This window comes from Rathayibacter sp. CAU 1779, assembly GCF_054551755.1.
Genome location: NZ_JBTOLK010000001.1, coordinates 2,181,984 through 2,195,659, shown reverse-complemented (window position 1 = coordinate 2,195,659; position 13,676 = coordinate 2,181,984). Strand labels below are relative to the sequence as shown.

Below are 13,676 nucleotides of genomic sequence, written 5' to 3'. Positions count from 1 at the left end.
CGTGGCGGGCAGCGTCAGCGCGGCTCGACCACCCGCGCCAGGAGTTCGGTGAGGAGTCGCTCCGTCAGCTCATGAGGCAGCGCCTCGATCAGGGCGAGGAACGGCGCCATGCTGTCCGGAAGGGCGCCGTTCTCTCCGCCGAGCAGCCCGAGGCCCGACAACAACGCGGCGGCCGTCTCGGAATCGAGCTGGGCGGCATCCGATGGCAGGCCAGCGCTCGGCAGGGCGGCGAGCACCTGCTCCGGCGACACGGCCAGGACGCCGCGCACGGCATCCGCGGCGGCCACCAGCACCGGATCGAGTTCGCTGAGCCTGCTCTCCGTCACGGGCGTCACGGTCAGGTGCGTGGTGTGCGGCAGCCGAACGCCGTCGGTCTGCAGAAGTCCAGGCTGCTGCTGCAGCACCCATCCGGATGCCCGCACCGCGTCGGCCCAATGATGCGGGTCCACGCGTCGCTCCGGCGGCACGGACTCGTCGACCGCCACCGCCAGCAGCGGTCCCACCGGCTCGCCCACCACGCGGAGACCCTCGATCTGCTCGATCACGTTCCGGAGCACCCAGGTGGCGTGGATGCACTGGGTCGCGAGTCCGGCGAATCCGTCGGCACCGAGCCTCTGGATGATGGCCCATGCTGCGGCGAGCGCACCGGCCGACTTGGATCCGAGCAGCGTCGGATTCACCACCGGATACCCCGGCCACTGCGTCGTCGCGAAGTACTGGGCGCGGTGACGGTCTCGCCCGCGGTGCAGCAGCACGCTGACACCTTTCGGCGCGTAGCCATACTTGTGCAGGTCGGCGGACAGGCTCGTCACCCCGGGAACGGACAGGTTCCACGGAGGCAGCGACGCCCCGTCGTCGTCCACCCAGAACGGCAGGATCCAGCCGCCGATGCAGGCGTCCACATGGCACGAGATGCCCGCATCCCGACAGGCTGCGGCCACCTCGACGATGGGGTCGAGCGCCGCGAACGGATACGACGGAGCCGAGACGACCACGAGCGCGACATCCGCTCCGAGACGTTCCACGATGGCCGATGCGTCCACTGTGCCGGTCGCCGGAGAGACGGGCACGCCGTCGAACTCGACGTCGAACAGCTTCGCCGCCTTGCGAAACGCGGCGTGCGCGGTGACCGGCGCTACCAATCGAGGAGTTCCCACCCCTCCCGCCGCCCGCCACAGGTCTCGCGCGGTCTTCACCGCGAGGAGGCACGACTCCGTTCCTCCCGAGGTCACGGATCCGACGACCTCGTCGTCTCCGCCCAGCAGGTCGCGTGCGAAGCCGACCACGTCGCGCTCGAGCACGGCGACGGAGGTGAACGTCGTGGGATCCAGTCCGTTCACCGCCTGCATCTGAAGGGCGGCGGCAGCGGCGAGCTCGTCGAGGTCCGCGCGTCCGGAGTCGTACACGTACGACAGCACGCGTCCGCCGTGCGTCGGCGCATCCGCGGCCCGCAGCTCGCGCAGCCGGGCGAGGATCTCCTCGCTCCCCGTGCTCCGCGGGTCTGCGGATCCCCCACCTTCAGCCGGCATCGACGTCCTCCTTCCGCAGCCGGTAGCGCACGAGCGGCACCAGGCTGATCGCGACGAGCACGGCGGGCACCACGCTGAAGCTCAGCACGATGCCCGAGACGGCCAGAGGCGACTGCGTCACCGTCTGAGTGCCGGTGCTCGCCAGGTATCCGGTGGCGGCGAGCACGATCGACAGCACCGTCGCTCCGAGCGCCATGCCCGTGGTCTCGCCTGCCGTCCACATGCCGCCGAAGATTCCCGCACGACCAGGCCCGTTGCTGCGCGCGTCGTGCGAGATCACATCGGGCAGCATCGCCATCGGCAACGCCTGCATGCCGGCATAGCCGATGCCGCACAACGCGACGGGCAGGTAGACCCAGGGGCCGGGCATCCAGAGCAGCAACAGCATCGACGCTGCGGCGAGACCGAACAGGATGCTCGCCAACAGGAATCCGCGCTCCTTGCCCATCCGCCGGGCGAGCACGCCCCACACCGGCGTCACCAGCAGCGCCGGTGCGATCAGGGCGACGAAGAGGAAGGTCACGGCATCCGTGGAATGCAGCACGTGCTTGGCCACGTAGTTCGCGGCGGCGAGCATCTCGCCCGTCGCGACGGCCTGCAGCAGGAACGCGAGCAGCAGCGCCCGGAACGGCTGGCTGTCGCGCAGCGCCTTGATGCCCACCGCGTAGTGCCGGACCAACGAGACCCGCGCGGGTTCGGGCATGCCGGTCACTCCGGTGGGTGCGACGAACGACGACACGAGCATGCCCGCGCCGATGACGACGCCGGCAGCGACGGCCATCAGCAGGTAGCCGAGGTACGGATCCTGCGGAAAGGCGTCGCGCAGCGCGGGGCCTCCCGCTCCGAACAGCAGGATCGCCAGCGTCAGCACCACGACGCGCCACGTGAGGAGCCGGGTGCGCTGGTCATAGTCGGAGGCGAGCTCGGCGGGCAACGCGATGTACGGCACCTGGAAGAGACTGAACGCCGTCGCCGTGAGCAGGAACGCGACGAACACCCAGACGCCTGCTGCGAGCGGGGCCGTTCCCGCCGGAACCGCGAACGTGACGATGAAGAACAGCGGGAGGCCGACGGCACCCAGCACCATGAGGCGCCTACGGGATCCATGAGCGGCCAGACCGCGGTCGCTGAAGCCACCGATCAGCGGATCGAGGATGACGTCCCACACCTTCGCCGCCGTCACCAGGATGCCAGCAGCGAGCGCCGCGACGCCGAGCGTGTCCGTGAGGTAGAAGACCAGCACCAGACCGGGGAGGGTGGCGAACCCGCCGGTGCCGAGCGATCCGATGGCGTAGCGCACGACGGTGGGCCGGGAGAGCGCCGTTCGCGTCGGCGCCGATCGCTGCGTTGCGGTCATCCCGGAATCCTAACCGGGATCGTGCGGGTGGCCAGCCCGCCCTCGGCCGTCGGCCATCGAGACTCGACGCTGGCGGTGAGACCGGGCGCACCGCACCAGGTTTCGCCGCGGACGTCGCGTCTCGACGCGCGAGTACCGCGTTCAGCGGCGGGAGCCGACGGTCGGAACCTGGCGGGTCTACGTGGCTTCGGAGTCGTACGGCGGAAGCGCGCCGTCGTCGAGGCGAGGAGTCTTGGCCGGACGGCTCAGCGTGGGTGCCGGCTCATCGTCGAGCAGGGCATCACGGATGATCCGTCGCGGGTCGTACTGCCGGGGGTCGAGCTTGCGCCAGTCGACGTCGTCGAACTCCGGACCCAGCTCCTCGCGCATCTTCTCGGTGGCGTTGTTCGCCATGTTCCGCAGATTGCGCGCCCATTGACCGAGCTGAGCCGCGTACTTCGGCAACCGATTGGGGCCGACGAGGAAGACGGCGATCACCGCGATGATCACCAGCTTCTCAGCGGTCAAACCGAACATTCGTACAGAGTAACCCGTGCAGCAGGGTGCTGGCTGCGCGCTGACCATGTCGTTACGCAGGAGATGCGCAACTCTCGCGAACGGCGGCCCACCACACCGGATCCGCGGGCCGATTCGCTGGGAACGCCGACGAGAGCCGGGCCTTCTCCGGGCGGGCCGTATTGTTGACGACGGGAAGGAACGTCAGTGTCTCAACACGATCAGAGCTGGAAGTTCGCCACCGACATCGTCTCGGAGTCCCCGGCCATCCAAGCGGCGAGGGCGCAGTCCCTCGAACTGGGGATCGAGCCTGTCTCCCCTGCCATCGGTGCGCAGGCGGCGGTGATCGCAGCGGCATCCAGGGCCACGAGCATCCTCGAGGTCGGCACCGGCGTCGGCGTCTCAGGTCTCTGGCTGCTTCGCGGCGGCGCGGATGCCACGCTCACCTCGATCGACACCGAGCCCGACCATCTGCACAGCGCACGCGCGAACTTCACCGACGGTGGGGTGTCGCCGTCCAGGGTCCGACTCATCACCGGCCGTGCGCGTGACGTGCTTCCGCGCATGAACGAGAACGCGTACGACGTGGTGTTCGTCGATGCGGATCCAGGAGGCGTCATCGAATACACCGAGCACGCGCTGCGTCTGGCCCGTCCCGGCGGGACAGTGCTCGTGGCCCACGCCCTCTGGAAGGGCCGGGTGGCCGATCCTGCTCAGCGTGATGAGATCACGACCGGATTCCGCACGCTCGTCACCGAGATCGCCGGCTCCCCCGCCGTGGTCAGCGCGCTGAGCACCGTCGGCGACGGTCTGCTGCAGATCACGAAGCTCGGCGACTGAAGCCGTCGCGCCCCGTCCCGCTGGTTGAGCCTGTCGAAACCAGCACCCTCGGTCTGATGTCGACAACCCCAACCAGCGGTAGGCACGCTCACCCGGCGGAAGCCGAGGTCCGACCGGCTGTACAACGCGAACGAGAGCGGATGCCGTCTGGCATCCGCTCTCGTTCGTGTGGTGCTTGATCTGTGGTGCTGGTGGGGCGTCAGCTGCCGGTGATGACCGCGCCGAGCACGTCGTGAAGCTCTTGAGCCTCGGCGTCATTGACCGAGACGACGAGCCGGCCTCCACCTTCGAGGGGAACGCGCACGATGATGAGGCGCCCCTCCTTTACAGCCTCCATGGGTCCGTCTCCGGTTCTCGGCTTCATGGCCGCCATGTAGCTCCCCTTTCATGGATGTCTCTCTATTATCCGACATGTTCTGTACCCCGGGAAATCGTTCCCGGATGACGGCTGCACGGATCCGAGGTTCGCCGGTCACGGCGGCGACCAGTCGGCGCCGTCGACGCCCCAGCACACCAGGAGCCAGATCCACTGCAGCACCAGGAACACCACGACGAGTCCGATGCGATACGCGCGGCTCTTGGGCTGCGCCAGCGCACCCAGCAGCGGCGCCAGCGGCGCCAGCAGCCGGAAGGTGCTGGACTGCGGGAAGAACACCGCGAGCAGGTAGAGGATGTACGCCACGCACCAGAACCGGAGGTCGACTCCGAGCCTGCGCACCGACGGCGAGAACATCCACAGCCCCGTGAGCGCGACGAGCGCGACGAGCGCGATGTAGCCGAGCCACGGCGAGATGCCCAGGAAGACCGCGAACCACCACTGCGCCCCCTGGACCCAGGGGGCGAACGGCACGAGGTGGACGTGGCCGATGTAGTCGGCGCGCCAGGAGAGCTCGGTGGCCGTGTAGGCATCCGGAACGCCGGTGACCCAGCCGGCGATGGCAGGCCATGCGAGACCTGCCAGACCCGCGACGACGGTCACCGTGACGGATGCCACGGCCTCGCGCATCGGGAATCCGTCGCGTTTCCGCACCCACCACCGGTAGACCACGTGCAGGCCCATGGCGAGGGCGAACGCGAGGCCGCTGGGGCGGGTGAACGCCATCACGATGACGGGCGCGAGCATCCACCAGTACTTCCGCCGCACCAGCAGATACAGCGAGAGCAGAAGCAAGAAGATGTACATCGACTCGGCGTAGGCCAGCTGGAAGAGCGGCGTCGTCGGCGCGACGCAGAACAGCACGGTGGCGAAGAGACTCGTTGAGCCCGGCAGCTTCAGCGCCATCAGCCGGTAGAAGACGAGCGCGGCGCCGAGCCCGAATCCGAACGACACCAGCACGGCCGCCGGCGACCACGGCAGGAACGTGACGGTCACCACGAACCGCACGAGGAACGGATACGCGGGCAGGAACGCCCACGCGTTCTGCTGCACCGTGCCGTCGGTGCCTATCGGCAGGTTCGTCGGATAGCCCGCCTCGGCGACGATGTCGTACCAGCGGCCGTCCCAGATGGACGCGTAGTCGAAGTATCCCGGATGCGCGCCCGTCCACGGATTGGGACCCTGCACGCTCGCGAGCACCAGGAGCATCACGGTGGTGATGATGCGTGCCGCGAGGTACACGACGATGACCTTGGCCCACCATGGGGTGAGCCGGTAGCGAAGCCGAAGCCTAACGGGCAGCCGCGAGCGGGACGCTCGTTGCGCGGATGCCGTGCGTTCTGCTGTCACGTCGATGGGTTCTGTCGCCGGGCCTGCTGGTCGGTTCTCTCGCCGGTCGCTCAGCGCGCCGTGAGCCAGCGCCGCAGGCCATCGTGACAGGCCACGATCTCCGAGAGCGCCACTCGCTCGTCATCCGCATGCGCCTTGAGCGCATCGCCTGGACCGTAGTTGACGGCAGGGATACCCAGCGCGGCGAAGCGCGCGACATCCGTCCATCCGTACTTCGGTTTCGGTGCGGCGCCGACGGCGGCGAGGAACTCCTCGGCGAACGGCGTGTCCAGGCCGGGACGCGCTCCCTCGGCGAGATCGACGACGGTCACGGCATCGTCGCCGAAGAGCTCGCGAAGGTGGACGACCGCCTCCTCGCCCGAACGACTCGGAGCGAACCGATAGTTCACGTGCACCACGCACTCGTCGGGGATGACGTTGGTCGCCACTCCTCCGCGGATCAGCACCGCGTTCAGAGCCTCCCGATACAGGAGCCCGTCGACCTCGACCTCGCGCGGCCGGTAGTCCGCAAGCGTCTGCAGGATCGGCGCAGCCTTGTGGATGGCATTCTCGCCCACCCAGGGGCGCGCCGCGTGCGCCCTGCGCCCCGTAGTGCGCACGTCGACGCGCAGCGTGCCGTTGCAGCCGCCCTCCACATCGGCGCCGCTCGGCTCACCGAGGATCGCGAAGTCGGCCTCGAGCAGGTCGGGGCGCTGCCCTGCGAGGTGTCCGAGTCCGTTCAGGTCGGAGGAGACCTCCTCGTTGTCATACCAGAGCCACGTGATGTCGTAGCGCGGCTCGACGAGTTCCGCAGCCAGCGCCAGTTGGACGGCCACGCCCGACTTCATGTCGACGGTTCCGCGGCCCCACAGGTAATCGACGCCGTCCAGCGTCTCGAATCGGGTCGGCAGATTGTCGTTCACGGGCACCGTGTCGATGTGTCCGGCGATGGCGACGCGCTTGTCGCGTCCGAGGTCGGTGCGGGCGACGACGTTGTTGCCGATGCGGGTCACCTCGAGGTGCGGCAGGGCGCGCACGGCCTGCTCGATGGCATCCGCCAACAGCTGCTCGTTGCCGGAAACCGACTCCATGTCGCAGATGGCACGCGTGAGTTCGACCGGGCCGGCCGTGAGGTCCAGAGTCACCCCACTAATCTAGAGGCATGCCCGCCGCCGAACCCGACGCCGTCCTGCCCGCCGACGCTGGAGAGGGCGGTTCGCCCGCCGTCACGCATGCCTGGGGTTATGGCCTGGTCACGGTTGCCGGCGACGGGACCGTCCTCGACACGTGGTACCCGAAACCGCAGCTCGGGCGCCTCCCTGAGGGTCGCGAACCGTGGCTCGTCCCCGCTGCACTCGAGGCGCAGACCGGAGCCGATGCCCGCCGTAACGTGCGCCTCGACGCACGCGCCGTCGAGATCGAGCTGCAGTCGCCCGTGCAGAACACGCCGGACGCGTACCTGCGCCTCCACCTGCTCTCGCATCTCCTGGTCGCACCGAACACGATCAATCTCGACGGGATCTTCGCGCACCTGCCGATCGTCGCCTGGACGAACGCCGGCCCGATGCATCCCGCTGACTACGAGCGGCTGCGGCCCGCGCTGCAGCGGGCGGGCATCCAGGCGACGGGCATCGACAAGTTCCCGCGCCTGCTCGACTACGTCGTGCCAGAGCGCGTACGGATCGCGGACGCCTCACGCGTGCGTCTCGGCGCCCACCTGGCCCCCGGCACCACCGTGATGCACGAGGGATTCGTCAACTACAACGCCGGCACGCTCGGCTCCGGCATGGTGGAGGGCCGCATCTCGCAGGGCGTCGTGGTCGGCGACGGATCCGACATCGGCGGCGGCGCCTCGATCATGGGCACCCTGTCCGGCGGCGGAAAACAGCGCGTCGCGATCGGCGAGCACTCACTGCTGGGCGCGAACAGCGGCGTCGGCATCTCGATCGGCGACGACTGCATCGTGGAAGCGGGCCTCTATGTGATGCCAGGCACCAAGGTCGTGCTCGTGGGTTCCGCGCCGGACGCCTCGGGCGCTCAGCAGACGATCAAGGCCCTCGAACTGTCGGGGGTGCCGAACCTTCTCTTCCGCCGCAACTCGCTCAGCGGCGCCGTCGAGGTTCTGCAGCGCGGCGGGCAGGGCATCGAGCTGAACGCCATCCTGCACGCGTAGGCCGGAAGGGACGCCGGCGACCGCGCGAGCCCGGCGACTCCATGGTCAGGTCAGCCGAGCGAGCAGTCTGAGGAACTCGCGTCTCTGGGCGTCCGTGAGGGGGGCGAGCACCGCATCCTGGATGCCGTCGAGGACTCCGTCGAGCACGTTCAGTCTCTCGACGCCCTCGCGAGTGATCGCGACGATCTTCCGGGTCTTCCTCGCCGGGTCGACGCGCCTCGTCACGAGTGATCGGGCTTCGAGATCGGCCAGCGCGGCCGTGACATCACTGCGGTCGATCCCGGTGTCGCGTCCGAGGTCCGCCTGGCTGGCAGGCCCCCATTGGTCGAGTGCTGCGAGGAGTCTGTAGTGGTATCCGCGCAGGCCACCGCCGCCGGCAGCGAATCCCTCGTTCAGCAGAGCCGATGATCGCGCGAACGCCCCGCTGATGAGCCAGGTGGGGCGGTTCTTGACGCGGTCCGGTATCCGGCCTGATGGATCGTGACGAGCTGGCATGTCGCCAGCATAACCATTGTGGGGGCGGCCAACATTTGCTATGTTGGTGGTGCCAACGTTGGCACGCTCAACGACATTCCTTCATCCGCATCCGTCATGATCCAGGAGACCTCATGCCCGCATCGCTCCCCCGTGTGCTCGTCATCGGCCGCAGCCCGACAGTGTTGACCGCCACCGTCGAGATCCTCCGTCGCAAGGGCTATCCCGCGGACGCGACCAACCGTTTCGATCGTGCGCTGGATGACTACGAGCCGGCACAGCTCGACCTCGTGGTGTTCGGCGGCATGGTCCCCGCCGACGCGAAGGGCCATCTCCGCGACCAGCTCGGCCGACGGAATCCGAACGTCTCGTTGGTACAGGGACTCGTCGGCATCCCCGGCGTCATCGCTGCGCAGGTGGAGGCGACCGCCCATCCGGAGTTCGAACAGCGCGCTCGTGTCCGGTACGACGCCTCCGAGCGGTCCCTTCACCTCTCCCTGGACGGGCGCGCCGGGGTCATCGTCGAGGCGTTCTGGATGACGTCGTGGACGCCACCGGAGCCGACCAGCACCTCCGCGATGATCCTCGACGCCGAGCTCTCGGGCGGCGAGCATGACATTCCACTTCCTCCGGCGGTTCCGGACGAAGCGTCGTTCGCAACCGTCCGCGTCGAAGACGGCGTGCGAGTCCTCACCATCGGCGCGCTCCCGGCGGCGATCGGTCGCATGGCGCCGAGGTCGATGGGCGACCAGCGGCTCCCGGCGGTCACTGCGGTCACGACCCATGACGGTCGGGTGGGATGACGGACTCGCGGCACGGCAGCACGAACGCCTGCGACAGCGGGCCCATGTCCGCACCGACCTGCGCCCGGCTGCCATTACGATGATCGCGGGGGCCGACACGAAGGAGTGACGTGGGCACGGATGCAGCGCGCCTTTCTCGAAGGCACCCGTTCTGGCGGTTCCTCGGCATCCTGCTCGCCATCGTCGTCACGCTCGCCGTGATCCTCGGCGTTCTCGGGTTCTGGACGGTGACCAGATCGTTCCCGCAGACGAGCGGCACCGTCTCCATACCGGGGCTGAGTGCGAAGGTGGAGGTGCAGCGCGACGACGCCGGCATCCCGCAGATCACGGCATCCAACACGCACGACCTCTTCATGGCCGAGGGTTACGTGCATGCCCAGGACCGCTTCTGGGAGATGGACTTCCGCCGCCACGTCACGGCGGGCCGCCTCAGCGAGCTCTTCGGCAAGAGCCAGGTCGGCACGGACGAGTTCATCCGCACCCTCGGCTGGCGACGCGTCGCCGAGCAGGAGGTCAAGCAGATGGACAAGACCACGCTGTCCTACTACCAGGCATACGCCGACGGTGTGAACGCCTACCTGGCCGACCACAAGGGCGCCGACATCTCGCTGGAGTACGCGGTTCTGGGGCTCCAGAATTCCGGGTACACACCTGAGAAGTGGACGCCGGCGGACTCGGTCTCCTGGCTCAAGGCGATGGCGTGGGACCTGCGGTCCAACCTCGAGGACGAGCTGGACCGTGCACTGCTCGCCACCAAGCTGTCCGCCGACGAGATCGCGCAGCTGCATCCGCAGTATCCGTACTCGACGCACCCCACCATCACGGATGCCGGCGACGGTGACCCCGCGCAGCTCGCGTCGAGCGCGCCGGCAACGGCATCCGCTTCCGGATCGCAGGACTCCGCCGACGCCGATGCTGACGCCGCGGCGACCGACGTCGCAACCCTGGCCTCCCAGCTGCAGACCACGGCCGCGCAGGTGCCCGCGCTGCTCGGCATCAACAGCGACGACATCGGATCCAACTCCTGGGTGGTCTCCGGCGCCCACACCGCGACCGGCAAGCCGCTGCTGTCGAACGATCCGCACCTCGGCCCCGCCGCTCCCAGCATCTGGTATCAGGTCGGCTTGCGCTGCGCCCAGGTGACCCCGTCCTGCCCGTTCGACGTTGCCGGTTACAGCTTCTCCGGGCTCCCCGGCGTGATCATCGGTCACAACGACCACATTGCGTGGGGCTTCACGAACCTCGGACCCGATGTCACCGACCTCTACCTGGAGCGCCTGAACGGCAAGGGCTACGAGTACGACGGTCAGGTCCTGCCCTTCACGACGCGCAAGGAGACCATCAAGGTGGCGGGCTCGAGTCCGGTGACGATCACGGTGCGCTCCACCATCCACGGTCCGATCGTCACCGGTGGCCTGTACGACACGATCACGAAGAGCCATCGCTCCTCGAGCGGTGATATCCCGGGCGGCAAGTACGCGCTGTCGCTGCAATGGACGGCCCTGACGCCCGGCACGACGGCGGAGTCGATCTTCACGCTCGACAAGGCCAACGACTGGCAGGACTTCCGGGACGCAGCCCGTCAGTTCGACGTCCCGGCTCAGAACCTGCTCTACGCCGACACGAAGGGGAACATCGGCTACCAGGCGCCCGGCGTGATTCCCGTGCGCAAGCAGGGCGATGGCACAACGATCACTCCCGGCTGGTCGAGCGCCTTCGGCTGGAGTGGATACATCCCCTTCGACCGGCTGCCGAGCGCGTACAACCCGCCGAGCGGATACATCGTCACCGCCAACAACGCCGCCGTCGGCCCGCAGTTCCCCGCCAACCTCACGATGGACTGGGACTCCGGATACCGCGCCGAGCGCATCACGGCAGACCTGACGAAGCTGATCAAGGCCGGCAAGAAGATCACGTCGGCTGACATGTCGCGGATCGACGCGGACACGTACGACGCGAACGCGGCCGCTCTCGTGCCGATCCTGAAGAAGGTCTCGCTCGATGCCGGCACGAAGAAGGCCGTCGAGCTCCTCACGCACTGGAACTATCGCGATGACGAGGACAGCGCGGCCGCCGCCTACTTCAACATCTTCTGGCGCAACCTGCTCCAGGACGCGTTCGCACGCAAACTTCCCGCCGGTGCCGCCCCTGTTGGCGGCGACCGCTGGTTCCAGGTCGTCGACTCGATCGCGAACGACAAGGACTCCAGCTGGTGGGTGGACGCCGATCTCGGCGTCCAGGACCGCGACGACATGTTCGCCTACGCCGCCGATCAGGCCTATCGCGAGGCCGTGCAGCTCATGGGACCTGACATGTCCACGTGGAAGTGGGGCGACATCCACACGCTGGAAGTCACGAACCAGAGCTTCGGCACCTCCGGCATCGCACCGATCGAGTGGCTCTTCAACCGCGGCCCGTACAAGCTGGGCGGTGGATCATCCGTGGTGGATGCCGTCGGCTGGGACGCGTCGGCCGGTTACGCCGTGAACTGGGTGCCGTCCATGCGCCAGGTGGTCGACCTCTCCGATTTCGATCACTCGACATGGATCAACCTCACCGGCGACTCCGGCCACGCGTTCAATCCGCACTATGTGGATCAGACTCCGCTGTGGCAGCACAACGAGACACGCACCTGGGCCTTCTCGCCGGATGCCGTCGCGAAGGCGACACAGGACACCCTCGAGCTGACCCCGAATCACTGATCATCGTCGGCCACGCTGGCACCACCGCTCGTTGAGCCTGCACCACTGCTGGTTGAGCTTGTCGAAACCACCACACCTCACCGCCGGTTGAGCCTGTCGAAACCAGCCGCCGAAGCGGAAGCTGGTTCGACGAGCTCAACCAGCGGAGCGCGCAGTCTCTACCAGCGGAGGGTCGACCCCCAAACCCAGAGGAACGGCGCTCAGCGCCCGATCGGGTACTGACGCTCCGGCTCGCCGACGTACAGCTGCTGCGGGCGGCCGATCTTCGTGGCCGGATCCGCGTTGAGCTCGCGCCAGTGCGCGATCCATCCCGGCAGGCGCCCGATCGCGAAGAGCACGGTGAACATGCGGGTCGGGAAGCCCATGGCCTTGTAGATGACACCGGTGTAGAAGTCGACGTTCGGGTACAGCTTGCGCTGGATGAAGTACTCGTCGTCCAGGGCGATCTGCTCGAGCTCCTTGGCGATGTCAAGGAGCGGATCGTGCACGCCGAGCCCGGAGAGCACTGCATCCGCGCTCTCCTTGACGAGCTTCGCCCGCGGGTCGTAGTTCTTGTAGACGCGGTGCCCGAAGCCCATCAGGCGCACGCCGTCTTCCTTGTTCTTGACGCGGTCGACGAAGCGGTGCACGCCCTCACCGGAGTCGCGGATCGCGGCGAGCATATCGAGCACCGCCTCGTTGGCACCGCCGTGCAGCGGGCCGTACAGGGCGTTGATCCCGGCTGAGATGGAGGAGAACAGGTTGGCCTGAGTGGACCCGACGAGACGCACGGTCGACGTCGACGCGTTCTGCTCGTGGTCGGCGTGCAGGATGAGAAGGCGGTCGAGCGCCTTCGAAACGGTCGGGTTGATCTCGTACGGCTCGGCCATCGTTCCGAAGTTGAGCCGCAGGAAGTTGTCGACGAAGCTCAGCGAGTTGTCCGGATAGAGGAATGCCTGACCCAAGCTCTTCTTGTGCGCGTACGCCGCGATCACCGGGAGCTTCGCGAGCAGGCGCACGGTGGAGAGCTCGACCTGCTCGGGGTCGCTGATGCTCAGCGAATCCTGGTAGAAGGTGCCGAGAGCGGACACCGCGCTGGACAGCACCGACATCGGGTGAGCGTCGTGCGGCAGCGCGCTGAAGAAACGACGCAGATCTTCGTGCAGCAGCGTGTGACGACGGATCCGCTCGTCGAAGGAGCCGAGTTCGTCGGCCGTGGGGAGCTCGCCGTAGATCAGCAGGTAGGCGACCTCGAGGAACGAGGAGTTCGCAGCGAGCTGCTCGATGGGATACCCGCGGTACCGCAGGATGCCGGCGTCACCGTCGATGAACGTGATCTTCGACCGGGTCGCCGCCGTGTTCACGAACCCGTAGTCCAGCGCCGTCAGACCGGTCTGCCGGTTCAGCATCGACAGGTCGATGCTCGACGCTCCCGCAACGCTCGGGAGGATGGGGAACTCCGCCGTTCCGCCGGGGTAGGTCAGAGTGGCTCGCTGTTCGGCGTCCGCTCCGTCGTGACCACCTGCGTTCACTCAAGCCTCCTAGCATGCGACAAAATCCGGTCTCTACAGCCTACGGGTTAAGCGGGTCCACTGTCGTTCCCGCCAACGATGCACGCG

12 protein-coding genes are annotated in these 13,676 nt (G+C 67.9%); 4 read left to right on the top strand and 8 right to left on the bottom strand.

Features of this window, described 5'->3' with window-relative positions:
• Positions 1–14: 14 nt before the first annotated feature.
• From ACX9R5_RS10035 to ACX9R5_RS10025, 3 genes are all read right to left on the bottom strand, one after another.
• The gene (locus tag ACX9R5_RS10035; protein WP_459408834.1) at positions 15–1,529 is read right to left on the bottom strand and encodes a pyridoxal phosphate-dependent decarboxylase family protein; all 1,515 of its coding nucleotides are present in this window, start codon (positions 1,527–1,529) and stop codon (positions 15–17) included.
• The gene (locus ACX9R5_RS10030; RefSeq protein ID WP_459408833.1) at positions 1,519–2,886 is read right to left on the bottom strand and encodes an MFS transporter; all 1,368 of its coding nucleotides are present in this window, start codon (positions 2,884–2,886) and stop codon (positions 1,519–1,521) included. Before ACX9R5_RS10030 ends, ACX9R5_RS10035 begins: the two co-directional genes overlap by 11 nt.
• 177 nt (positions 2,887–3,063) lie before the next feature.
• Positions 3,064–3,402: a sec-independent translocase gene (locus tag ACX9R5_RS10025; RefSeq protein ID WP_459408832.1), complete on the bottom strand. Its 339-nt coding sequence runs from the start codon at positions 3,400–3,402 to the stop codon at positions 3,064–3,066.
• Between the two features lie 186 nt (positions 3,403–3,588).
• Here ACX9R5_RS10025 and ACX9R5_RS10020 point away from each other — a divergent pair, with 186 nt between their 5' ends.
• The gene (locus ACX9R5_RS10020) at positions 3,589–4,221 is read left to right on the top strand and encodes an O-methyltransferase (protein WP_459408831.1); all 633 of its coding nucleotides are present in this window, start codon (positions 3,589–3,591) and stop codon (positions 4,219–4,221) included.
• A 199-nt stretch (positions 4,222–4,420) separates the two neighbouring features.
• Here ACX9R5_RS10020 and ACX9R5_RS10015 read toward each other — a convergent pair whose 3' ends face one another.
• The 3 genes from ACX9R5_RS10015 to dapE form a co-directional block, all read right to left on the bottom strand.
• Positions 4,421–4,594 (bottom strand): DUF3117 domain-containing protein, encoded by a 174-nt coding sequence (locus ACX9R5_RS10015; protein WP_170024369.1) that lies wholly within the window; start codon positions 4,592–4,594, stop codon positions 4,421–4,423.
• Between the two features lie 99 nt (positions 4,595–4,693).
• Entirely contained in the window at positions 4,694–5,947 is a 1,254-nt protein-coding gene (locus ACX9R5_RS10010; protein WP_459408830.1) for a hypothetical protein, read from the bottom strand.
• 50 nt (positions 5,948–5,997) lie between these two features.
• Positions 5,998–7,071, bottom strand: a complete 1,074-nt coding sequence (gene dapE, locus ACX9R5_RS10005) for a succinyl-diaminopimelate desuccinylase (protein WP_459408829.1) — start codon at positions 7,069–7,071, stop codon at positions 5,998–6,000.
• 17 nt (positions 7,072–7,088) lie between these two features.
• Here dapE and dapD point away from each other — a divergent pair, with 17 nt between their 5' ends.
• Entirely contained in the window at positions 7,089–8,099 is a 1,011-nt protein-coding gene (dapD, locus tag ACX9R5_RS10000; protein WP_459408828.1) for a 2,3,4,5-tetrahydropyridine-2,6-dicarboxylate N-succinyltransferase, read from the top strand.
• A 45-nt stretch (positions 8,100–8,144) separates the two neighbouring features.
• Here the strand turns inward: dapD and ACX9R5_RS09995 are convergent, their stop codons facing one another.
• Positions 8,145–8,594, bottom strand: coding sequence for a MarR family winged helix-turn-helix transcriptional regulator (locus tag ACX9R5_RS09995; protein ID WP_459408827.1), 450 nt, complete (start codon positions 8,592–8,594; stop codon positions 8,145–8,147).
• A gap of 113 nt (positions 8,595–8,707) precedes the next feature.
• Between ACX9R5_RS09995 and ACX9R5_RS09990 the strand changes: the two genes are divergently transcribed.
• Positions 8,708–9,376, top strand: a complete 669-nt coding sequence (locus ACX9R5_RS09990) for a hypothetical protein (protein ID WP_459408826.1) — start codon at positions 8,708–8,710, stop codon at positions 9,374–9,376.
• A gap of 110 nt (positions 9,377–9,486) precedes the next feature.
• Positions 9,487–12,078, top strand: coding sequence for a penicillin acylase family protein (locus ACX9R5_RS09985; protein WP_459408825.1), 2,592 nt, complete (start codon positions 9,487–9,489; stop codon positions 12,076–12,078).
• 200 nt (positions 12,079–12,278) lie between these two features.
• Here ACX9R5_RS09985 and ACX9R5_RS09980 read toward each other — a convergent pair whose 3' ends face one another.
• Positions 12,279–13,589, bottom strand: a complete 1,311-nt coding sequence (locus tag ACX9R5_RS09980; protein WP_459408824.1) for a citrate synthase — start codon at positions 13,587–13,589, stop codon at positions 12,279–12,281.
• Positions 13,590–13,676 lie beyond the last annotated feature (87 nt).